At 72.1% G+C, this 23,062-nt stretch carries 17 protein-coding genes and 1 tRNA gene; 16 read left to right on the forward strand and 2 right to left on the reverse strand.

Annotated features, from left to right (window positions below):
* Window positions 1-62 precede the first annotated feature (62 nt).
* The 8 genes from QE359_RS08500 to mfd all read left to right on the forward strand — a co-directional run bounded on the left by QE359_RS08500 (window position 63) and on the right by mfd (window position 11,341).
* Window positions 63-1,280, forward strand: coding sequence for a histidine kinase (locus QE359_RS08500; protein ID WP_309778837.1), 1,218 nt, complete (start codon window positions 63-65; stop codon window positions 1,278-1,280).
* Window positions 1,277-1,933, forward strand: a complete 657-nt coding sequence (locus QE359_RS08505; protein WP_309778838.1) for a response regulator transcription factor — start codon at window positions 1,277-1,279, stop codon at window positions 1,931-1,933. Before QE359_RS08500 ends, QE359_RS08505 begins: the two co-directional genes overlap by 4 nt.
* 8 nt (window positions 1,934-1,941) lie before the next feature.
* Entirely contained in the window at window positions 1,942-2,907 is a 966-nt protein-coding gene (locus QE359_RS08510; RefSeq protein WP_309778839.1) for a hypothetical protein, read from the forward strand.
* Between the two features lie 296 nt (window positions 2,908-3,203).
* The gene (locus QE359_RS08515; protein WP_309778840.1) at window positions 3,204-4,577 is read left to right on the forward strand and encodes an RbtT/DalT/CsbX family MFS transporter; all 1,374 of its coding nucleotides are present in this window, start codon (window positions 3,204-3,206) and stop codon (window positions 4,575-4,577) included.
* Window positions 4,578-4,855: 278 nt separating this feature from the next.
* Entirely contained in the window at window positions 4,856-5,488 is a 633-nt protein-coding gene (locus QE359_RS08520; RefSeq protein WP_309778841.1) for a 50S ribosomal protein L25/general stress protein Ctc, read from the forward strand.
* A gap of 30 nt (window positions 5,489-5,518) precedes the next feature.
* Entirely contained in the window at window positions 5,519-6,103 is a 585-nt protein-coding gene (pth, locus tag QE359_RS08525; RefSeq protein WP_070416779.1) for an aminoacyl-tRNA hydrolase, read from the forward strand.
* Between the two features lie 96 nt (window positions 6,104-6,199).
* Window positions 6,200-7,648, forward strand: coding sequence for a hypothetical protein (locus QE359_RS08530; protein WP_309778842.1), 1,449 nt, complete (start codon window positions 6,200-6,202; stop codon window positions 7,646-7,648).
* Window positions 7,649-7,729: 81 nt separating this feature from the next.
* Window positions 7,730-11,341 carry a transcription-repair coupling factor gene (gene mfd / locus QE359_RS08535; protein WP_309778843.1) on the forward strand — a complete coding sequence of 1,204 codons (3,612 nt, stop codon included), beginning with the start codon at window positions 7,730-7,732 and terminating at the stop codon, window positions 11,339-11,341.
* 248 nt (window positions 11,342-11,589) lie between these two features.
* Here mfd and nhaA read toward each other — a convergent pair whose 3' ends face one another.
* Window positions 11,590-12,768 carry a Na+/H+ antiporter NhaA gene (nhaA, locus tag QE359_RS08540; protein ID WP_309778844.1) on the reverse strand — a complete coding sequence of 393 codons (1,179 nt, stop codon included), beginning with the start codon at window positions 12,766-12,768 and terminating at the stop codon, window positions 11,590-11,592.
* A gap of 121 nt (window positions 12,769-12,889) precedes the next feature.
* Between nhaA and QE359_RS08545 the strand changes: the two genes are divergently transcribed.
* The 8 genes from QE359_RS08545 (at window position 12,890) to QE359_RS08580 (ending at window position 21,191) form a co-directional block, all read left to right on the forward strand.
* On the forward strand, window positions 12,890-13,672 hold the full coding sequence (locus tag QE359_RS08545; RefSeq protein WP_309778845.1) for a MazG family protein: 783 nt from the start codon (window positions 12,890-12,892) through the stop codon (window positions 13,670-13,672).
* A gap of 324 nt (window positions 13,673-13,996) precedes the next feature.
* Window positions 13,997-15,241: a histidine--tRNA ligase gene (hisS, locus tag QE359_RS08550; protein ID WP_309778846.1), complete on the forward strand. Its 1,245-nt coding sequence runs from the start codon at window positions 13,997-13,999 to the stop codon at window positions 15,239-15,241.
* Window positions 15,242-15,339: 98 nt separating this feature from the next.
* The gene (gene eno / locus QE359_RS08555; protein WP_309778847.1) at window positions 15,340-16,623 is read left to right on the forward strand and encodes a phosphopyruvate hydratase; all 1,284 of its coding nucleotides are present in this window, start codon (window positions 15,340-15,342) and stop codon (window positions 16,621-16,623) included.
* A 300-nt stretch (window positions 16,624-16,923) separates the two neighbouring features.
* Window positions 16,924-17,457 carry a septum formation initiator family protein gene (locus tag QE359_RS08560; protein ID WP_070416773.1) on the forward strand — a complete coding sequence of 178 codons (534 nt, stop codon included), beginning with the start codon at window positions 16,924-16,926 and terminating at the stop codon, window positions 17,455-17,457.
* 35 nt (window positions 17,458-17,492) lie between these two features.
* Complete coding sequence (locus QE359_RS08565; RefSeq protein ID WP_309778848.1) at window positions 17,493-18,041, forward strand: DUF501 domain-containing protein; 549 nt, start codon at window positions 17,493-17,495, stop codon at window positions 18,039-18,041.
* A 43-nt stretch (window positions 18,042-18,084) separates the two neighbouring features.
* Entirely contained in the window at window positions 18,085-19,572 is a 1,488-nt protein-coding gene (locus QE359_RS08570) for an FAD-dependent oxidoreductase (protein ID WP_309778849.1), read from the forward strand.
* Between the two features lie 72 nt (window positions 19,573-19,644).
* Window positions 19,645-19,718 (forward strand) — tRNA-Leu (locus QE359_RS08575).
* A gap of 132 nt (window positions 19,719-19,850) precedes the next feature.
* Window positions 19,851-21,191 (forward strand): threonine/serine exporter family protein, encoded by a 1,341-nt coding sequence (locus tag QE359_RS08580; protein WP_309778850.1) that lies wholly within the window; start codon window positions 19,851-19,853, stop codon window positions 21,189-21,191.
* Between the two features lie 94 nt (window positions 21,192-21,285).
* On the opposite strand, the gene QE359_RS08585 is transcribed toward QE359_RS08580, so the two are convergent.
* A complete protein-coding gene (locus QE359_RS08585; protein WP_309778851.1) occupies window positions 21,286-22,959 on the reverse strand; it encodes a class I adenylate-forming enzyme family protein in 1,674 nt (557 codons plus the stop codon).
* Window positions 22,960-23,062 lie beyond the last annotated feature (103 nt).

Raw genomic sequence — 23,062 nt, forward strand, 5'->3', positions numbered from 1 at the left:
CTCGGATGAAAGCCGCCTCCAGCGCTCGCTCCCCGCCGGACACCGCCCCTACGCTCGGCCGCATGCGCTTCTTCCTCCGTCGCCGTGCACGGCACCTCGTCGCCCCGATCGCCGGGGCCGTCTACCTCGTGCTGTGGCTCGTCGCCGAGGCCAGCCGCACGGACGCCGACCACGTCGTCGTCCTCGTCGCCTTCGCGGTCGCGATCGGGCTCGCGGCCTGGATGCCGGCGACCGCGCTCGGGATGATCGCCGGTGTGCCACTGCTGCAGGCGCTGCGGCTGCTCGCGCGCCCCGATGCGACGGTCTGGCCCGAGTACCTCGCGATCGCGATCGTCGCCGGCATCGTGGGGGCGGGACGCTCCGACCTCCTGCGGTGGCTCGCGATCCCGGCGCTCGGCGTCGGCAGCGCTGCCGCTGCCTGGGCGATGGTGGTCGCCTCCGCGGCGGACCAGGACGTGTGGGCGACCTGGACGGGGTCCACCGCGGGCACCCGCTCGGACCTGGTGTTCCTCGCGCTGACCATCGCCGGCGGCAGCGGGATCGCCTGGGCGGTCGGCGTGGCGATCGGCGCGACGTGGCGGATCGGCCTCGCCCGGGTCCGCACGGCCCGGGCCGAGCACGAGACCGAGGTCACGAGCGCCGAGTTGCGGGCCGAGCAGGAGCGCGCGCGGATCGCCCGCGACGTGCACGACTCGCTGGCCCACTCGCTCGCCGTCGTGGTGTCGCAGGCGCAGGGGGCCGCGGCGATCGCGGTGCGGGACGAGCACGCTTCCCGGGCACTGCAGGACATCGCCGAGGTCAGTCGTTCCGCACTCGGCGACGTCCGGGCACTCGTCGAGCGGATCCAGGGCACCGGACCCGACGCGCCGCACGGGCTGACGCACCTGCCCGACCTCGTCGCCGACATGCGCGAGCTCGGCATGGACGCCGTCCTCGAGGAGCACGGCGAGCCCGGTTCCCTCGCTCCGGCCGTGCAGGGCGCCGTGCACCGGATCGTGCAGGAGAGCCTGACCAACGCGCTCAAGCACCAGGGACGCACGGCGACCGTCCGGGTCGTCCTCGACTGGCGGGGCCCCGGGCTCGGCGTGGTCGTCACGTCGACGGGGGCGGTCCCGCTCGTCGTCGCGGACGGTCGCGGTTCCGGCATCGCGGGGATGCAGGAGCGGGCCCGACTGGTCGGCGGGTGGCTGCGGGCCGGGGCCGGCGACGAGGAGCACGAGTTCGTCGTCACCGCGTGGTTGCCCGTGGCGGTCGTCGGCGAGCTGGAGGCGGCCCGGTGACCCCGGTCCGCGTGGCGGTCGCCGACGACCAACGACTCTTCGCGTCGGGCATGCAGATGCTCCTGGACGCACAGCCCGACATGACCTGCGTGGGGACCGCGGGGGACGGCGCCGCGGCCCTGGAGCTGTGCGCGTCCGTGCAGCCCGACGTCCTCCTGCTCGACCTGCGCATGCCGGTGCTGAACGGCATCGAGACGCTCGCCCGGCTGGCTGCGACCGGCGAGGACCGGCCCCGGGTGGTCGCCCTCACCACGATCCGCCGCGACGACGCGGTGCTCGCCGCACTCCGGGGCGGGGCGGCGGCGTTCCTCACGAAGGACGCGCTCCCGGACGTCGTGACCGCCACGATCCGCGACGTGCACGAGGGGCGCCCGGCACCGACCGAGGCCGAGGCGCTCGACCTCCTGCGCGCCCAGGGCGTGCCCGTCGAGACGCACCGACGTGACGAGGTCCTCGACGCCCTGACCGCCCGCGAGCGAGAGGTCTTCCTGCTCATCGCGAAGGGGCTCAGCAACCAGGAGATCGCCGCTGCCGTGTTCCTCAGCGAGGCGACCGTGAAGTCCCACGTGCGCGCGGTGCTCACGAAGCTCGGACTCCGGAACCGCATCCAGGTCGTCATCACCGCACACGAACGCGGCCTCGTCCGCGCCTAGGGGGAACCATGCGACTCACCATCCGTGCCGCGAAGACCGGCACCCTCGCCCTCGTGCTCGTCGGACTCGGCGCCGGCGTCGTGCACGCCCTCCCCGAACCGGCGGACCGAGCGATCGAGCCGACCGTCGAGCGGGACGTCGCCACGTGGGCGATGCCGTTGGACGGTTGGGTCCAGCCGGGGTCGGACAAGGCCTCCTACGGCGAGGACCTCGTCATGCAGCCGTGTCTGCGGAAGGCGGGCATCGACTTCCCGCCGCCGTGGGCGACCCTCGACGGCCTCGAAGCGGCCTCGGATGCGGCGGAGCCCCCCGAGCGCGGCAACCCGGCCCCGGCGCTGTCGTCGACCCGCCCGCTCGACGAGGACACCGCGCGGACGCGGGGCTACCACGCGCCGTCGACCGTCGGCGCGAACCGGGACGGCCGCCGCGCGTGGGGTGACGACCCGGAGCGGAACGCCGCCTTCGCCGACGCCTCGCAGTCCGCCGTCACCCGCTGTTTCCGCCAGGCCGAACGCACCGTCGGGACCGCCGACGCGGACGGCAGCGTGCAGAGCGCCTCGATGACCGCGAAGCGTCTGACCTTCCTCGCCGGGACGGCCGCGCGGAACGACGAGACGGTCGTGACGGCAGCGGCGCGCTGGCGGACGTGCATGGCGGACGCCGCCGTCGGCGACCTGCCCGGAGCGCCGAGCGAGATGCCCTCGCAGTCGATGCGGATGGACTACGGCACGAACCTGGTGTCGACGCCGGTGCAGGACGCCGAGGTCGCGATCGCCGAGCGGGACGTCGCCTGCCAGGACTCGTCGGGCTACCGCGAGGCGCTGTACGACGCCGAGTGGCAGCGGCTTCTGCACGTGACGGCCTCGGACGCCGCGGTCCTGCGCGCGGCGGAGCCCGATCAACGCGAGGTCGACCGGCACCTCGACGAGTTCATCCGCGACCTGGCACCGGCGGCGCCGTCCGACGTGGACTGACCAGTACTCTGCGAGCGGCCCCGGAGCCCACATCGTTACCCAACAGTTGTCGTTCTTGACGGACTGCGTTGGAGCGGTCTAATCTCGGGCACCATGCTTCGGGCCGGCGATGGTCCGCCGGGTCCGCCCCGACGACAGCACCGGGCGGCCCGGGTACAGGACTCGCATCATCGCCGACGCAGCACCCCACCCGCAGCCACTGCGCGGGCGAGGCGCTGCACGGCGCGCGGCGCACCCCGGAGACATGCCGCGATGCCGGGTCGAGCACTCCGGGGCCCCTCCAGGAGAGACGACACATGTCGGAACCCCGCACCGCCCGCACCACCACCCTCACGCCGCCGCACGGCGTCACCGCGCCCGAGTTCGGCACCGCCGCACCACCGCCGGCAGCCACCCGCGAGGGACTCCTCGCCCGCCTCGGCATCCCGCACCCGCTTCGCTGGGGCTTCCTCGGCGTCCTGGTCTTCATGACCGGCGACGGCATCGAGTCCAACTTCATCTCCCCGCACATCGCGGCCGCGCTCGGTTCCGGCGGGGTCGACAGCGCCGCGATGGTGATCGGCCTCTACGGCGTCGCGGTCCTCGTCGCGTCGTACTTCGCCGGCGTGCTGTCCGAACTGTGGGGCCCGCGCCGGGTGATGACCATCGGCGCCGTGCTCTGGGTCGTGTTCCAGGTCGCGTTCCTCGCGGCGCTGCCCACCGGTTCGGTCGGCCTCATCGCGCTGACGTACTTCCTGCGGGGCCTCGGCTTCCCGCTGTTCGCGTTCTCCTTCCTCTGCTGGGTGAACCACACGGTCGCCCGCGAGCGGAACGCCACCGCCGTCGGCTGGTTCTACGTGGTCTTCACGGGCGGCCTGCCGACGCTCGGCTCGCTCATCGCGATCGGCACCATCCCCGCGTTCGGCGGCGGCCACACCGGGGAGACCTGGTCGATGGCGCTGTCGCTGCTCCTCGTCGCGGTCGGCTGGGCGATCGTCCGGTTCGGCGTGCACGAGCCCACCGGCCTCGGTCGGATCGCGCCGCGCTCGCACTCCGCCGCCCGGGTGATCGCGAGCGGCATCGAGGTCTGCGTCAAGCGCCCGAAGGTCCTGCTCGCGGTCCTCATCCGGCTCGTGAACACCGCCCCGGAGTTCGGCATGTTCGTGATCATGCCCGCGATCATCGGCACGGAGCTCGGTTGGGGCCAGTCGAAGTGGCTGACGATGACCGTGATCGTCTACGCCGGCAACATCCTGTTCAACGCGTTCTTCGGCGCCCTCGGCGACCGCATCGGCTGGATCCGCACCGTGAAGTGGTTCGGCATCGGCGCCTCGGCGATCGGCCTGCTCGCGTGGTGGTACGTCCCGCACCTCGTGCCGGCCGGCTCCGAGTGGGGCTTCTGGCTGGCGACCGCCGCCGGCACCGTCTTCGGCATCATGCTCGCCGGGTTCACGCCGATGGGCGCGATCGTCCCCGCCTTCGCCGGCGAGGAGCGCCGTGGCGCCGCGATGGCCATGTACGCCACCGCAGCGGGTGGTGCGACCTTCCTCGGCAACGCCGTCGTCAGCGCCGTGCTGCCCTGGGGCGGCCCCGGCGGCGTCGTCTGGACGTTCGTCGGCCTCTACGTGCTCGCGTTCGTGGTGCTGTCCTTCCTCAAGGTGCCGGAGGGCGCCGAAGCGGCGGGCCACTGACGCGACCACCTGCGTCCTGGAGGCGCGGTGCGGGCCCGCACCGCGCCTCCAGGCCGCCTGCGCCGACGTCCAGGGCACGGTGCGACACGCCCGGATCGGTCCTGCTAGACTCGGTGACTGACTTCGGCGAGGGCCGCGCATGCGCGGCCGTGATCGACGCGGTGGGAGACCCGGCCCAGCTTGGGAACGTTCCTCACGCGTGCACGCGTTCGAGTTGCAACACCACAGACCCCCACGATGCCGGCACCCCGGTGTCGTCCCCGAGACCAGGAGACACCATGGCCGACTACACCAAGCTCGCAGCGGAAGTCCGCACCAAGTTCGGCAAGGGCGCTGCTCGCAAGCTCCGTGCCGCCGACAAGATCCCCGCGGTCGTCTACGGCCACGGCACCGAGCCGAAGCACATCACGCTGCCCGGCCACGAGACCATGCTGCTCGTCCGTACCGCCAACGCGGTCGTCGACCTCGACATCGAGGGTGCGGCCCAGCTCGCCCTCGTCAAGGACGTCCAGCGTGACCCGGTGCGCCAGATCATCGAGCACATCGACCTCGTGGTCCTGCGCCGCGGCGAGAAGGTCACGGTCGACGTGCCCGTCGTCGTCGAGGGCGAGTCCTTCTCCGGCACCATCCACGTGCAGGACCTCAACACGGTCTCGCTCCTGGTGCTCGCCACCTCGATCCCCGAGCACGTCGTCGTCGACGTCGAGGGCCTCGAGGACGGCACGCAGATCCACGCCTCGCAGCTCCAGCTCCCCGAGGGCGCCGAGCTCGAGACCGACGCCGAGGCACTCGTCGTCGCGATCGTCACCCCGCGTGGCACCGCCGACGACGACGCCGCCGACGAGGCCGCTGCCGAGGCGGGCGCCGAGTCCGGCACCGAGGGCGGCTCCGCCCCGGCCGACTCCGAGTAACACCCCTCCGCGGACATCTGGCCGACGCTGATGACAGGCAAGACGCTCGTCGTGGTCGGGCTCGGGAACCCCGGGCCCGGCTACGCGGGCAACCGTCACAACGTCGGCCAGATGGTCCTCGACGAACTCGCCGCTCGCATGGGCGCGACGTTCAAGAAGCACAAGACCCCGAACCAGGTCGCCGAGGGGCGCCTGGTTCCCGGGGGACCCCGCCTGGTGCTCGCCAAGCCCGGGTCGTTCATGAACACCTCGGGTGGCCCGGTCTCGAGCGTGCTCGGGTTCTACAGCGCCACCCCGGCCGACCTCGTCGTCGTGCACGACGAGCTGGACCTGCCGTTCGACACCGTCCGCCTGAAGGGCAGTGGCGGGCACGGCGGGCACAACGGCCTGCGCGACATCATCAAGGCCACGGGGACCAACGAGTTCACCCGCGTGCGGATCGGCATCGGCCGACCCCCCGGGCGCCAGGACCCGGCCGACTACGTGCTGCGTGACTTCTCGCCGACCGAGAAGAAGACGCTGCCGAACCTGCTGGCGGACGGCGCCGACGCGGTCGAGGCGATCGCGGACCTCGGGCTCCTCGCAGCACAGCAGCGCGTGCACGCCCCGTCCTGAGCGCTCGGTCCCCGAACTGGGGGACCACGGCGTCCCCCGTGGTCGGTAGGTTCTGGCCGGGGATGCCCGATCCCCGACGAACGAGGGGGTCTTCCCGTGGCGCTGCACCGGTCCGGTCCACCGACTCGATGGTGGTCGCCGTCCGCGGTCGGCGTCGTCCTGCTCCTCGCGGTCACCGGTACGGCTGCGGCGCTCGGCGTGTCAGCGTCCGCCACGGCGGCAGCGGCGACCTGGAGTCCGACGACGGCGACCACGGACGCTCCCGGTGCCGCGACGTCGTTCTCCGCTCCCGTCGACGTTCGGTACACGCGTTCCGGTGCCCTCCTCGTCGCCGACTTCGCCGGGAACGGCGTCGTCCGACGTGACCCAGACGGCACGTGGTCGGTCGTGGTCCCATTCGGCACGGACGACCGGTCGATGTGGAACCCGTCCGCACTGGTCGAGGCGGACGACGGCCGACTGCTCGTGGCCGAAGCCGGTCGTCGCACCACGACCGGCGGGCCCGGGACGATCGCCGTGGTGGACGGGCACGACGTCGCGCGCCGCTTCCCCGGGCCCTCGTCGCGTGCGGTCTCCGAACTCGCCGTGGACGGCGCGCGGCTTTTCGCCACCGCTCCCGGCAGCGGCGCGCTCTGGGAGACGGACACCTCCGCGTCCGATCCCGTCTGGCGCGCGGTCGACGGCCCGTGGACCGATCCGGCCGGCGTCGCACTGTCGGCGGACGGCTCCGTGCTGACGGTGGCGGACGGCAGCACGGACGGCGTCTGGCAGGTGGAGCGCCGCACCGGGACGGTGACCTCCCTCGGCACCGTCCGCGACGACCAGGGACGGGTGCGCCTACGCGGGGTCGCCCTGCTGGCGGACGGCTCGGTCGTCGTGGGCGACAACGGCGGTGGGCGGGTGTACGTGCGGCAGGACGGCGACTGGGCGGTCGCGTTGTCGGGTGCGCCGGACGGGTCGCCGATGATGAACCCGACGGCCGTGACGGTCGGGCCCGGGGACCGGATCGCGGTGGCCGACTACAACCAGCGCCGCGTGGTCGAGGCGACGCCGGTCGGGGGAGCGGAACCACCGTCCGGGGAGACCGGGACGGTGCCGCCGTCGTCGGGCGGCACCCCGGCCCCGCCCTCGGCCGGGACGCCAGCGCCAGCGCCGGTACCGTCGCCGTCGACCGGGGCGCCGACACCTGCACCTGCACCGTCACCGTCGCCCGGGGGCCCGGCACCGGCACCGGCACCGTCGCCGTCGGGCGCTGTGCCGGCGCCCGGTGCGTCGTCTCCGGCCGACCCGCGTCCGGACACGGGGAGCAGCACGCCCGTGGCATCTGCTCCCGATGCCCGGAACGTCCCGGCCCCCGCGCCGTCGGCGGTCGCCGCCCCGGACCCGGACGCCGAGGGCACCGCCGCGGTCCGCGGGACGCTCGCCAGTACGGGCGCCCCCGGGCCGACCGGCGCGCTCGCCCTGGTCGCGGTGGCCGGGATCGCCTCCGGCATGCTGCTGCTGCTCTGGCGACGGACGACGAGGCCGACCGACCGACGGCACTGACCCCGGCTGCCGCGACACCTGCGTGTTCGCCGCCCGCGCACGGCTGCACGAGTGTCGGGGGCCGCCGGTACCATCTGCTGAGTGACGATCTCGGGCATCATCCCTGCGCTCACGCGCGCCTCCGCGTTCGATCGCGTCCTCCGCGCCGCACCCCGTGACGCCGACTTCTCGGTCGTCGACGGTCTGCGCGTGCCACTGCTCGGCGCCCTGCTGGCCGAACGCACCGGGCCACAGTGCGTCTTCGTGATCACGGCCACCGGGCGCGAGGCCGAGGCCGTCCGCTCATCGGTCGGCAGCTACCTCCCCGATGCCGAGGTCCTCGAGTTCCCCGCGTGGGAGACCCTGCCGCACGAACGGCTCAGCCCGAGCGCGCAGACCGTCGGCACGCGCATCGCGACCCTCCGGAAGCTCGCCGCGTGGCAGGACGCCCCCGTGGCCGAGCGCCGCACGACCGTGGTGGTGGCGAGCGTCCGGGCGGCGCTGCAGCCGATCGCGGGCAACCTCACCTCCCTCGCGCCGATCGCCCTCCGCACCGAGTCCCGCGGCAACGACCTCGGCACCATCGCCGGGCAGCTCGTGGACATGGCGTACGCCCGGGTCGATCTCGTCACCCGCCGCGGTGAATTCGCCGTGCGCGGCGGCATCCTCGACGTCTTCCCGCCGACGGCCGACCACCCGGTCCGCGTCGACTTCTTCGGCGACGAGATCGAGGCGATCAAGGCCTTCTCCGTTGCCGACCAGCGCACGACTGACGACGACCTCGGCTCCGTCGAGCTCACGGCCTCGCGCGAACTCCTGCTGAGCGACGACGTCCGGCAGCGGGCGCGCGAGATGCTGCACGAGTTCCCGAACCTCTCCCAGATGCTCGCGAAGATCGCCGAGGGGATCCCGGTCGAGGGCATGGAGTCCCTCGCCCCCGCGCTCGTGCAGGACCTCGTGCCGGTCACGGACTACCTGCCGGACGACTCCGTCATCGCGGTGTTCTCGCCCGAGCGGGTGAGCGGCCGCGCGCACAGCCTCGCCGAGACGAACACCGAGTTCCTGCAGGCCGCGTGGAGCGCCGCGGTCGCCGGTGCGCAGGCGCCGATCGACCTCGACGCCGGCAACTTCCTCACCGTCCAGCAGCTCAAGAACGGCCGCGGGCAGCGCACCTGGTGGACGGTCTCCCCGTTCGACTCCGGGCTGGACGAGGGCGACGCCGAGCGCGTGCTCACCGACGCCGAAGCCGTGGCCGAGGCGGGCGACTACATCCGCGTCCGGGCCGAGGCGATCCCGAGCTTCGCCGGCAGCGCGGACGGCGCGATCGCGCACGTGAAGCAGCTCACCGACGACGGGTGGGCCGTCGTGGTGACCGCCCAGGGCCAGGGACTGGTCGAACGGGCGGTGCAGGTGCTCGCCGACGCGGGGGTCGCCGCCCGTGCCGAAACCGTCACCGCGCCTCCCGAGCCCGGCGTCGCCGTCGTCACGACCGCCACCGTCGAGCACGGCTTCGCCACCCCGGATCCGCGCATCGCCGTCCTCAGCGAGGCCGAGTTCTACGGCCGCAGCGTCCAGCAGGGCGCGCGCACCGTCAAGAAGCTCGCGAGCCGGCGCAAGAACGTCGTCGACCCGCTGCAGCTCAAGCCCGGGGACGTCGTCGTGCACGCCACGCACGGCATCGGCAAGTTCGTCGAGCTCGTCTCGCGCGAGGTGAGCTCCGGCGGCCGCAACGCGGTGAAGACCCAGCGCGAGTACCTCGTGCTCGAGTACGCGCCGTCGAAGCGCGGGTACCCGGGCGACAAGCTCTTCGTGCCCACCGACCAGCTCGACCAGCTCTCGCGGTACGTCGGCGGCGAGTCCCCGACCCTGTCGAAGATGGGCGGCTCGGACTGGGCCTCGGCGAAGTCGAAGGCGCGCAAGGCCGTCCGCGACATCGCCGTCGACCTCGTGAAGCTCTACTCCGCGCGGATGGCGTCGAAGGGGCACGCCTTCGGCCCGGACACGCCGTGGCAACGCGAGCTGGAAGAGGCGTTCCCGTTCGCCGAGACCGCCGACCAGCTCACCACCATCGACGAGATCAAGCGCGACATGGAGCGGCCGATCCCGATGGACCGCCTGCTCTCCGGCGACGTCGGCTACGGCAAGACCGAGGTCGCGATCCGCGCCGCGTTCAAGGCCGTGCAGGACGGCAAGCAGGTCGCCGTGCTCGTCCCCACGACGCTCCTCGTGCGCCAGCACATGGAGACCTTCCAGGAGCGCTTCGCCGGCTTCCCCGTGCACCTGCGCGCCCTCAGCCGGTTCCAGACCGAGAAGGAGTCGAAGGAGACCATCGCGGGCCTCGCCGACGGCACGGTCGACATCGTCATCGGCACCCACCGGATCCTGTCGCAGGGCATCCAGTTCAAGGACGTCGGCCTGGTCATCATCGACGAGGAGCAGCGGTTCGGCGTCGAGCACAAGGACCAGCTCAAGAAGCTCAAGACGAACGTCGACGTCCTGGCGATGTCCGCGACGCCGATCCCGCGTTCGCTCGAGATGGCGGTCACCGGCATCCGCGAGATGTCCACCCTCGCCACCCCACCCGAGGACCGCCACCCGATCCTCACCTTCGTCGGGCCGCAGTCCGACCTGCAGGTCGCCGCCGCCATCCGCCGCGAGCTCCTGCGCGAGGGACAGGTGTTCTACGTGCACAACCGCGTGAAGGACATCCAGTCCGTCGCCGCGCACCTCGCCGAGATCGTCCCCGACGCCCGCATCGCCGTCGCGCACGGGCAGATGTCCGAGTCGACGCTCGAGCAGGTGATGGTCGACTTCTGGGAGCGCCGGTTCGACGTCCTCGTCTCGACCACCATCATCGAGACCGGCCTCGACATCGCGAACGCGAACACGCTCATCATCGACAAGGCGGACAAGTACGGGTTGTCGCAGCTGCACCAGCTGCGCGGTCGTGTCGGCCGAGGGCGTGAGCGCGGGTACGCGTACTTCCTCTACGACGCCGAGAAGCCCCTGTCCGAGACCGCACAGGACCGCCTCGAGACCATCGCCGCGAACAACGAGCTCGGCGCGGGCATGCAGGTCGCCATGAAGGACCTCGAGCTCCGCGGGGCGGGCAACCTGCTCGGCGGGGAGCAGTCCGGCCACATCGCGGGCGTCGGGTTCGACCTCTACCTGCGCATGATCGGCGAGGCCGTCTCGCAGTTCCGCGGGGACGTCGCCGAGGGGCAGACCGAGCTCCGGCTCGAGATCCCCGTCGACGCGCACATCCCGGACGACTACGTCGAGTCCGAGCGGCTCCGGCTCGAGGCGTACCAGAAGCTCTCCGCCGCCTCCGCCCCCGCGGCGCAGGCCGAGGGCATCGACATGGTCCTCGACGAGCTCACCGACCGGTACGGCCAGCCGCCGCAGGCCGTGCTCACCCTGGTCGAGGTGTCACGCCTCCGCCGGATGGCGCAGCAGGTCGGGCTCTCCGACGTCGTCGTGATGGGGTCGAACCTGCGGGTCGCGGGCAAGGAGCTCGCCGACTCGGCGCAGGTGCGGCTCAAGCGGATGTTCCCGGGAGCCCGGTGGTTCCCGCAGCAGGACGCGGCGAGCATCCCGCTGCCGAAGCCGCACGGTGAGACCCTGCCGGACGCTGCGCTCATCCAGTGGGTGGAGAGCATCCTGACGGCCGTGTACGGGGCGTCGAAGGCGCCGGCGGAGACGCCGGCGGCGTAGTCGGGCGGGCTGGCGTCGCGCGCCTGCGTGGCGACGGTGCGCGCGCGGGCGGGCGCGTGCGGGCGTGCGCGCTGTTCGGTGCGGACTCGATGCGACGTTGTCGGTGTCGTACGACAGCGACAACGTCGCCCGAGCGCGCGTGCAAGAGTGCGCGCGTGCAACGAACGACATCGTGGTCGTCGTACGACGGCGACGATGTCGTTCCGGGACAGCACCCCGCGGGACGCGCTCGGACCCGCGCGACCCCGTTACTCGCTCGCCTCGGCCTCGGAGAGCTCCCGCCGCGCCCGGTACCGACGCGCCCGCAGGCTGACCACGACGGCAGAGGCCACGATCGCGATGCCCGAGCCGACGAGGACGGCGAGCACACCCTCGTCGAGGATCTCCTCGTTGCGGGCGAAGGCGAGCTCGTTCATGAGCAGCGAGACCGTGAACCCGATCCCGCCGAGCACCCCCACCGTGACGATCGACCAGAACGACAGCGTCGAGCGGCCGGGCGCCCGGAAGATCCGGGTCGCGACCGCCCCGAACAGCGTGATGCCGATCACCTTGCCGACCGGCAGCGCGAGCACCACCGCCCAGAACGTCGGCGAGAGCTCCCCGATGCCGACGGCGGGCACCACCACCGCGGCCGACGCGAAGGCGAACACCGGCAGGACGATCGCGTTCGACCACGGCTCGACGTTCTCGTGCAGCGTGTGCCCGGGGCGGCGCGGCAGGACGAGCCCGAGCGCCACGCCCGCGATCGTCGCGTGCACGCCCGAGTGGTACACGAGCCACCACGTGAGGACACCGAGCACGACCATGCCCGCGATGACCCAGGCCTGGCCGGGACGCCCGGGGCGCAGGGCCTTGCCGAGCAGCCAGAAGAGCGCGAGCACGACGACGGCGCCGGCCAGCGCGAGGAAGTCGGTGTCGTGCGCGAAGACGACGGCGATGATGATGATCGCGATGAGGTCGTCGAGCACCGCCAGGGCCAGCAGGAACACCCGGAGCGTCGAGGGCAGCCCGCGACCGAACATCGCCAGGACGCCGAGCGCGAAGGCGATGTCCGTCGCGGTCGGGATCGGCCACCCGTGCCCGTACGGCGTCCCCGTCGTCACGACGAGGTAGATGCCGGCCGGGACGAGCACCCCGCCGACCGCCGCGATGGCGGGGATGACCGCCGTCTTCGGGTTCGACAGCTCACCGGCGACGAGCTCGTGCTTCAGCTCGATCGCCACGAGCAGGAAGAACACCGCGAGCAGCCCGTCGCTGATCCAGTGCGACACCGAGAGGTCGAGTCCGACCGCACCCCACGGGGCGTGCACGTGCAAGAGGTGCTCGAGGCCGGGGCCGAGCGGCGAGTTCGCCACGACGAGCCCGAGGACGGCCGCGGTGAGGAGTGCGATGGCGCTGAAGCGGGGGGAACGGACGATTGCCGGCATGGAGCTCCGTCGGAGAAGGGTCGGGTGGGAGATCGTCGACCAGACTTCCCGACACGCCACGTACAGCATACCGGCCGCCCTTCCGCGGCGTCCACCGTGTGCTGCGTGGCACGATGACCGCATGACCGCCGTCTCGGACCTCGTCACCGTCGTCGACCGCCTGCTCGACCCCGCCGGAGGGTGCGTCTGGAACCGCGCCCAGACCCATGCCTCGCTGGCGCGGTACGCGGTCGAGGAGTCGTACGAGCTCGTCGACGCGATCGACTCCGGGGATGACGACGAACTCCGCGAGGAGCTCGGCGACGTGCTCTACCAGGTGGTCCTCCACGCGGGACTCGCGGAGTCGTTCGACCTCGAGGACGTGGCCGCCGGCGCCCGGGACAAGATGGTGCGCCGGCACCCGCACGTGTTCGGGGACGAGCGGGCGGACACCGAGGAGGACGTCGTGCGCGTCTGGCGGGCGGCCAAGGCTGCGGAGAAGTCCTCGCGGCGGAGCGTCTTCGACGGGGTCCCCCGGGCGATGCCGCCGATGGAGCGGGCCGTGAAGCTGCTGGAACGCCTGGAGGAACGGGGGGACTCCGACGCGGTCGTCGCCTCCGTCGTCGCGGCGGCGGGCGCGGGGGCGCGGTCGGGAGGCGCGGGTGGCGTCCCGGACGCTGGTACTGCGGGTGCGGGGGCGCGATCGAGGGCCGCGGGTGCGGTTCCGGACGCCGGTGCGGTTCCGGACACGGGTCCCGGTCGGGATGCGCGGGTGGAAGGCGCCGGTGGTGCCGTCGTGGACGCCGGGTGGGGGACCGCCGTGCTCGCGATGATCGCGGAGGCGCGTGGCACCGGGATCGACCCGATCGCCAGTCTGCGTGCCGCGGTCGTGGAGCTGGAGTCGGCCGGCCGCGTCGGAGAGTGAGGCGACCTGCCGCGCCCGAGCGGTGCGGGTGCGCGGTGCGCGGTGCGAGTGCGGTTGCGCGGTGCTGGGGCCGCGGGCGAGGGAAGTGCGGGCGTCCTCCCAACCCGAAAAAAGGAGGACGCCCGCGAGCGGGCCGACGGCACCACCAGGGATGCGGTGCCGATGGAGCAGCCCACTCGAACCGCGGGGCACACTGCAGCACGTTGCCCACGCGATCGGTCCGTCGGATGGATCAGGCACCCGCCGAACCGAGGTTCTGGATGAAGAATATCAGTCGGTCGGAACGTGTGCAAGCCGGGGAGGTCGATCTGCCAGAATCGATCCATGGCTCCGACCGTGACGGCTCCCCGTGGTATGCGTGACTTCCTCCCGGCAGACAAGGCCCGGCGCGAGCACGTCCTGGGCGTGATCCGCGACGTGTACGCGCGCCACGGGTTCGACGAGATCGAGACCCCGGTCGTCGAGGACGCCGCCCGCCTGCACTCGGGCCTCGGCGGCGACAACGAGAAGCTCGCGTTCGCGGTCATGAAGCGCGGGCTCTCCACCGAGGACCTGCAACGCGCCGGTGCGCCGCTCGACCTCGCCGACCTCGGGCTGCGGTTCGACCTCACCGTGCCCCTCGCGCGCTTCTACGCCACGCACCGGGCCGAACTGCCGTCGGTGTTCCGGTCGGTGCAGATCGCCCCGGTCTGGCGTGCCGAACGCCCGCAGAAGGGGCGCTACCGGCAGTTCGTGCAGTGCGACATCGACATCCTCGGTGAGCCCGGGCAGCTCGCCGAGATCGAACTCATCCGGGCGACGACCGCTGCCCTCGACGCGCTCGGGATCCAGGGCACCACGATCCGGATCAACGACCGCCGGATCCTCCTCGCGCTCCTCGGGTCGTGGGGGATCACCGAGCCGACCGCCGCCGACCGTGCGCTCATCACGATCGACAAGCTCGACAAGATCGGGCCGGACGGCGTGGCGGCAGAACTCCGCGAGACCGTCGGCGTCGAGCTCCCCGGGCTCGAGGACACGATCCGCACGCTCGAGGCCGCCGACTGGGACGCCGTCGGGGGAGCCACGTGGCTCGACGCCGACGCGTTCGAGGACCTGCAGCGACTCCGTTCGGCGCTCCCGGGCGTCGACCTGCGCTTCGACCCGACACTCGTCCGTGGCATGGGCTACTACACGGGCACGATCTTCGAGGTCGCGCACCCCGACTTCGGCTACAGCCTCGGCGGTGGTGGGCGCTACGACGGCATGATCGGCCGGTTCCTCGGGCAGGACGTGCCCGCGGTCGGGTTCTCCCTCGGGTTCGAGCGGCTCGTCGACCTCGTCACGCTCCCCGAGTCCGCCGAGTCCGACGCCGTCGTGCTCGTGTACGACAAGGACGTCGACCCGGTCCGGCTCGCGGCGCTCAAGGCGGAAGCGCTCGAGGGGCACCGTCGTGTCCGGCTCGAGCGACGCACGAAGAACATGAAGAACCTCCTCGCGGGACTCGTCGCGCAGGGGTTCGACGCGTTCGCCTCAGTGGGTGCCGACACACACTCGCTCGAGGGTGTGGACTTCCGCCCGCTGGCGTGAGTTCTCCACAGTCGCCCGTCATGCACGCCTCGTGTTCACCCGCGCCTCGCTAGGATCGACTCCGCAATCACCACAACCGAACGTGTAGGGAGTACCCCGTGGCCCAGATCGACGCCGTAGGCGCACGCGAAGTCCTCGATTCCCGAGGCAACCCGACGGTCGAGGTCGAGGTCCTGCTCGACGACGGGGTCGTCTCGCGCGCACTCGTCCCGTCCGGCGCCTCCACCGGTGCGTTCGAGGCGTACGAGCTCCGTGACGGCGACGCTTCCCGCTACGGCGGCAAGGGCGTCCTCAAGGCCGTCGACGCGGTCCTCGATGAGATCGGTCCGGCGCTCGAGGGCTTCGACGCCACCGACCAGCGCCTCGTCGACGCCGCGCTCATCGAGCTCGACGGCACCGAGAACAAGTCGCGCCTCGGTGCGAACGCGATCCTCGGTGCCTCGCTCGCCGTCGCACGCGCGGCCGCCGACTCGGCCGACCTGCCGCTGTTCCGCTACCTCGGCGGTCCGAACGCGCACACGCTGCCCGTCCCGCTCATGAACGTCGTCAACGGTGGCGCGCACGCCGACACCAACGTCGACATCCAGGAGTTCTTCCTCGTGCCCTACGGCGCCGAGTCCTTCTCCGAGGCGCTCCGCTGGGGCGTCGAGACCTACCACGCGCTCAAGGGCGAGCTGAAGAAGCAGGGCCTCGCGACCGGCCTGGGCGACGAGGGCGGCTTCGCCCCGGAGCTCGCGTCCAACCGCGCCGCGCTGGACTTCCTGCTCGCCGCGATCGAGAAGGCCGGCTTCACGCCGGGCAAGGACATCGCGCTCGGCCTCGACGTCGCCTCCACCGAGTTCTTCCACGACGGCAAGTACGCGTTCGAGGGCAAGCAGCTCTCCGGCGAGGAGTTCACGGCCTACTTCGCCGAGCTCGTCCGCGACTACCCGCTCGCCACGATCGAGGACCCGCTGGCCGAGGACGACTGGGCCGGCTGGTCGCACCTGACCGCCGAGCTCGGCGACACGGTGCAGATCGTCGGTGACGACCTGTTCGTCACGAACCCGACGCGCCTGCAGCGGGGCATCGACGAGAAGGCCGCGAACTCGATCCTCGTCAAGGTGAACCAGATCGGCACCCTGACCGAGACCCTCGACGCCGTCTCCCTCGCGCAGCGCCACGGCATGACGGCGATCCTGTCGCACCGCTCCGGCGAGACCGAGGACACCACGATCGCGGACATCGCGGTCGCGGTCGACGGTGGCCAGATCAAGACCGGCGCCCCGGCCCGCTCGGACCGTGTCGCGAAGTACAACCAGCTGCTCCGCATCGAGGAAGAGCTCGGCGACGCCGCGGTCTACGCGGGCCGCTCGGCCTTCCCGCGCTCGGCTTCCCTGTAACCCAGCGCCTCCGCGAGACGCCGTCCTCCTCCGGGAGGGCGGCGTCTCGTCGTTCGGGCGCCGAGGTCGCACGGCATGCCGCGCGCCGACCGTCGAGGTCGCACGAACTGCCGCTTCAGCCGGACGCGGGCGACCGATCGTGCGACCTCAGCGGATCGCCCGCGGCGGGTTGCGCGACCGCGTGCCGGGCGCTGGCAGCGTTCCGGGGGTGCGCCGAGCCTCCTGGATCGCCCGCTGAGAGGGCGCCGAACGGCCGCGTGCCGACCGCCAGCAGGGCCGCCGGCGGGTTATCGTCGGACCGTGCCCAGCCAGAAGCCCCGTGTCCGCCGAGTCCCCGTGGCGCTGCCCGAGGGCGGCTCGTCCGAGCAGCCGTGGTACCGCTCGATCCGGTTCTCCGGGTTCAGCCTGCTCATGCTGGCCATCATCGTGCTGTTCGTCGTCGTGCTCGCACCGTCACTCCGGACCCTGATCCAGCAGCAGGAGCAGATCGCCCAGCAGCAGCGCGAGGTCGCGAGCCAGAAGGCCGACGTCGCCCAGAAGAAGAAGGACGTCGCGCGCTGGGACGACCCCGCGTACATCGAGGCGCAGGCTCGGGACCGACTGCTCTACGTGTACCCGGGCGAGGAGAGTTACCTCGTGATGGGCAGCGAGAACCGGAAGGCCGAGTCGACGCCGACGACCGATTCCGGCACGCCCGTGAGTTCGACCGTGCAGACGCCGAAGGTCGACTGGGTGCAGGCGATGCTGTCGTCCGTGCTGACCTCGGGGCTCACCGACGAGACCACGCAGCAGCTCGTCGCACCGGACGTCTCCGGCACCGGCGACACGAAGTAGGACGACGCGCGGGACTCCGGTAGGCTCACGTACCCGTGACGACCCCTCCTTTCGACCCGCCCTCCGAACGCGACATCCAGGTCGTCTCGGCGCAGCTCGGCCGACCGGCGCGTGACGTCATCGGGATCGCTGCTCGCTGCGTCTGTGGCAACCCCACCGTCGTGTCCACGAAGCCCCGGCTGTCGAACGGTACCCCGTTCCCGACGCTGTACTACCTGTGCCATCCCGCGGCCACCGCTGCGGTCAGCACCCTCGAGGCCAACCAGGTCATGCCCGAGCTGGCAGCCCTGCTCGAGGACCCGACCGTCGCCGAGCAGTACCGCGCGGCGCACGAGTCCTACCTCGCCGATCGCGAGTCGATCGAGCACGTCGACGAGATCGACGGCATCACCGCCGGTGGCATGCCCACCCGCGTGAAGTGCCTGCACGCCCTCGTCGGCCACGCCCTCGCCGCCGGACCCGGCGTCAACCCCATCGGCGACCTCGCGCTCGAGCGCGCGAACTGGTCGCCTGCCCGGTGTGAGTGCCGGGCGTATGATGAGGGAGCAGACGCCGGAGTCGGGGCGGGTGGCGGCGAATTCTGACCAGCCTCCCGGCAACCACCCCACTCCAAGGAGATCATCCACCGTGCCCAAGATCCTCGTCGTCGGCGGCGGTTACGCCGGCTTCTACACCGCCTGGAAGCTCGAGAAGCACCTTCGTCAGGGCGAAGCCGAGGTCGTCATGGTCGACCCGCTGCCGTACATGACGTACCAGCCGTTCCTCCCCGAGGTCGCCGCCGGTTCCATCGAGCCGCGTCACGCCGTCGTCTCCCACCGCCGTCACCTCAAGAAGACGCGCGTCGTCACCGCCAAGGTCACGAAGGTCGACCACGCGCGCAAGACGGCGACGATCACCCCGGCCGAGGGCGAGGCGTGGGAGGAGTCCTACGACCAGATCGTCATGACCGCGGGTGCGGTCTCGCGTACCTTCCCGATCCCGGGCGTCGCCGACGAGGCGATCGGCCTGAAGACGATCGAAGAGGCCGCGGCGATCCGCGACAAGATCCTCACGAACTTCCACAAGGCAGCGACCCTGCCGGCCGGCCCGGAGCGTGACCGCCTGCTGACCGTCGTCGTCGTCGGTGGTGGCTTCGCCGGCATCGAGGTGTTCGCCGAGCTCCGCTCGTTCGTCTCCGACCTGCTCAAGAGCTACCCCGAGCTGTCGTTCGACGACACGCACTTCCACCTCGTCGAGGCGATGGGCCGCATCATGCCCGAGGTGTCGCTCGAGACGTCGCACTGGGTGCTCAAGAACCTCGCGCAGCGCGGCGCCACGGTGCACCTCGAGACGCAGCTGGCCTCGGCGGTCGGCGGCGTCTGCGAGCTCAAGACCAACGACGGCGCGATCGAGAAGATCGAGTCCGACCTCATCATCTGGACCGCCGGTGTCATGGCGAACCCGATGGTCAAGGGCACCGACCTCCCGCTCGAGCAGCGTGGCCGCATCCGCGTGCAGCCCGACCTGCGCGTGGTCGACGACAACGGCGTGATCGCCGACGCGTGGGCCTGTGGTGACGTCGCGGCCGTGCCGGACCTCACCGGTGGCGGCGTCGGCGGGTTCTGCGTGCCGAACGCCCAGCACGCCGTCCGCCAGGCGAAGCAGCTCGCGAAGAACCTCGTCGCGACGATCCGCGGCGAGGCGACGGCCGACTACAAGCACGAGAACCTCGGTGCCGTCGCCGGCCTCGGTCTCGGCATCGGCGTCTTCCAGTCCGGCAAGTTCGCCATGAAGGGCTTCCTGGCCTGGGGCGCCCACCGCGGCTACCACGGCCTGGCGATGCCGTCGTGGGAGCGCAAGTGGCGCGTCATCGGCGACTGGGTCGGTGGCTTCTTCCTCGGCCGCGACATCGCGTCGCTCGACGACCGCGAGACCCCGCGCGCCGCGTTCGAGGCGTTCGCGTCCCGTCCGAAGCCCGCAGCCGAGGCCCCCGCGGCACCGGTCGAGGCGTCGAAGCCGACCACCGCTCCGGAAGAGGGCAAGCCCGCCGGTGCGGCCGGTCCCGCGTACGGCGAGCCGGCGAAGGACGTCTCGAACGACGCCGAGCCGGTGAAGGCCGAGGCGGACGCCAAGTAGCGACACGTTCCAGACGAGGCGGTCACCCCACGGGGTGGCCGCCTCGTCTTCGTCGGTAGGCTGTTGCGGCCCGCCCCCGTGGCCCAATCGGTAGAGGCATGCGACTTAAAATCGCCGAGTTGTGGGTTCGAGTCCCACCGGGGGTACGACGAGCGGCCGGCCGAGACTCGGCCCCGCGGACACTCTCACGTCGATGCTGGCACGAAAGTGTCCGCCCGGCCGAGTCTCGGTGCGCGTCCCGATCCGGCGCGGACGACCCGGCACTACGATCGAGTCTCGTGGTCGGATTCGGAAGCGCGCTCGCGAACCTGCGGAACGCCCTCGGCCGACCCGAGGCCCACGTCGAGGTGGTCGACGGCGAGACCGTCCCCACCGGCATGCTGCTCGGCACGCTGGGCGCCCTCCTCCTCGACGCCGGCAGCTCGGTGACCGACGTCCGTTCGGCGCTCGAGAAGGCCCGCGACGCCGCCGGGGTCGGGCCAACGCTCGCCGTCGGGGTCCTCCCCGCCCTCGTCATGGTGAGCGAGGTCGCCACCGGCGCCGCCACCATCGTCAACGCCGAGGGCGTCGAGCTCTCGAGCCGCCAGGCCGCCCGGGCGAACCGGCTCGTCCTCGGCCTCGAGAGCGGCTCGATCGCCCTCGCCGAGATCCCCGCACGCGTTCGTGTGATCCGCGCCGGGACCGTCCCACCGCCGGCACTGCCGTGGATCCTCGGCAACGCCCTGACCTCGGCCGGACTCGCGGTCGTGTTCCGGTGCCCGTGGTGGGCGATCCTCGTGGCACTGGCCGTCGGAGCACTCGTCGGTGTGATCGGGCTCGTGCTCCGTCGCTTCCGCGAGGCCGTGGCGATCATCCCGTTCCTCGCGGCCTTCGTGTCCACGACCATCGTCGGGCTCGTCGCCGCCGGCACCGGGTTCGACCACGTCCCGCTCTTCGCCGTGTGCGCCCCCGTGGCCGTGTTCGTGCCGGGAGCCCTCATCACCAACGCCCTGCTCGAGCTCACCGCGGCCGACATCGTGACCGGGTCCTCGCGGCTCGTGCAGGGGCTCATCATGCTCGGGTTCATGGCGGCGGGCATCGCGTCGGGGAGCGCGCTGACCGGGCTGCACGTCGACCCGTCCTCGGCGGCACTCGTCGGCGAGGTCGCCGGCGTCGGCACGGACCGCGGCGGGTGGGAGGCCGTGCCGTCCTACTGGGTGTCGTGGGTGGCGGTGGTCGGGCTGGCCGTCGGCCTCGGCCTGGTCTTCCGGTCGGGGTGGCGGCTCACCCTCGTGTCCGTCGCGGTCATGGTCACCGCCTATGCACTGGTGAGCGGGACGACGCCGCTGTGGGGGAGCGTCGTCGCCACCGGTGCGACCGCCGCACTGCTGTTCGTCGCGACGCGGCTGCTGGAGCGGCTGGTGCCGGCGATCCCGGCGACGGTCTCGTTCTTCCCGGCGTTCCTGCTGCTCGTGCCGGGGACCGTCGGGCTCGTCGCGGTCGCCACGTTCGACCCCGAGGCGCTGGCGAACCCGCTCGCGACGTTCGTCAGTCTCTGCATCGGGACGAAGATCGGCGGCCTGCTGCCGGGGCTGTTCGCGCGGAACGCACCGCACCGCGGGGTCGACGCGACCCAGTAGACGCGCGCAGCGCGGAGAGCGCGGCAGTCGCCGTGGACGCGACCCACTGCGGGACTGGAGGCGCGGTGCCGGCCCGCACCGCGCCTCCAGGCCGTCACGGCGCGAGCAGGCGCCCCGCAGCCTGGTCGTCCACAGCCGTCGCCTTCGCGAGGTAGTGCACCTTTTTGCCCGTGGCGTTGTACGGCAGCTCGGTGACGAACCGGTAGAGCCGCGGCCGCTTGTAGCGGGCGAGGCCGGGGTGCGACGCGGTCCACTCCTCGAGTGCGGCGGCGGCTTCGACGTCGTCCTCCGGCAGCCGCCCGGGCGCGCGGACGACGTACGCCGTCACGACCTCGCCCCAGCGCTCGTCGGGGACGCCGACCACGATCGCGTCGGCGACGCCCGGGTGCTCCTGCAGTGCGGCCTCGACCTGCACGGGGTGGACGTTCTCGCCACCGGAGATGATCATGTCGTCCTTGCGCCCGACGATCGTCACGCGCTCGTGCTCGTCCCACGTGGCGAGGTCGCCCGGGTAGAACCAGCCGTTCGCGAACTTCTCGGCCTCGAGCCCGGGGTTGCGGTACGAGTAGCCGGACTTCACGGTGCGGACCGCGAACTCGCCGATCTCCGAACCGTCCTTCGGCACGGTGTCGCTCGGGTCGGCGAGGCGGTCCTCGTAGACGCGGACCACGGCGACGTCGTCGTCGGTCGAGGCTCGGCCGGTCGACCCGGCACCGTCGGGGAAGTCCTCGGGGCGGAGGAAGGTGTTCCAAAAGGTCTCGGTCGTGCCGTAGCCGTTGAAGATGCGGGGCGACAGGAGCTCCTGGTACCGGAGCGCCGCGGCCCGGTCGAGCGGTGCGCCCATCGTCACGATGCCGTTGAGCGAGGACAGGTCGCGGGGCCGCTGCTCCTGGGCGTTCGCGAGCTGCACGAGGTTCGGCGGAGCGCCGATGAGGAACGTCAGCTGCTCGGACTCGACCAGGTCGAGCACGCGGTCGGCGTCGAAGTGTCGCAGCGTGGTGAGTTCGGCGCCGACGTAGAACACCGGGTTCGGGCCACCGGAGTACAGACCGCCGCGGTGGAAGAGCGGCGACATGTTGAGGGTCTTGTCGAACGGGCTCAGCGGGAAGTGCATGATCACGTCGTGGGCGCTGAGGACCTCGACGAGGCTCGGCAGCGGCACGGGCTTCGGCCGCCCGGTCGTGCCGCTCGTGTACAGACGCGTCGTCTCGTCGTAGGTGCTGCGGGGCTCGGACGCGGCGAGCTCGTCGGCGGTGACGGGGTCGCTGGTGAGGAGCGCGGCGAAGTCGACGTCGCCGGGTCGGGGTCCGTCGCCGACCACGACGACGTGCTCGGGCGTGTGGTCGGAGCTGGCGAGCGCGGCCGTGATGTCGGTCGAGCGGGCGGCGTCGTGGACGAGGACCACGGGGGCGGAGTCCTCGATGATGAACGCGACCTCGTCCGACGCGAGCCGGAAGTTGGTGGGGGAGAACACCGCGCCGATGCGGTGGGCCGCCAGGTACAGGATCGCGAACTCGGGGGAGTTGAACAGCTCGACCATGACCACGGAGCCGCGACCGACCCCGTGGCGCACGAGCCACCCCGCGACGCGGTCGACGTCGGCGCCGAGCTCGGCGTACGTCCACGAGCGGTCGGTGTCGGGATCGCGGAGCGCCGGTCGGCCGGCGAAGCGGTGGGTGTTCCGGGCGAAGCCGTTGGCGTACGTGTAGCTGTGCTCGAAGACGTCGCGGAAGCGGGTCGGGTCGTAGTCGGATCGGGTCTCGGTCATCGTCGCTCCCAGCAGCGGTCGTGGTGCTGCACGCACCGTCCGTGGTACGGCGCGCTCCGTTCGCGATGTCGCACGCACCGTTCGTCAGCGTATCCGTGATGCG

Origin of the sequence: Curtobacterium sp. SORGH_AS_0776 (genome assembly GCF_031453355.1) — a bacterium.
Taxonomy (GTDB): Bacteria; Actinomycetota; Actinomycetes; order Actinomycetales; family Microbacteriaceae; genus Curtobacterium.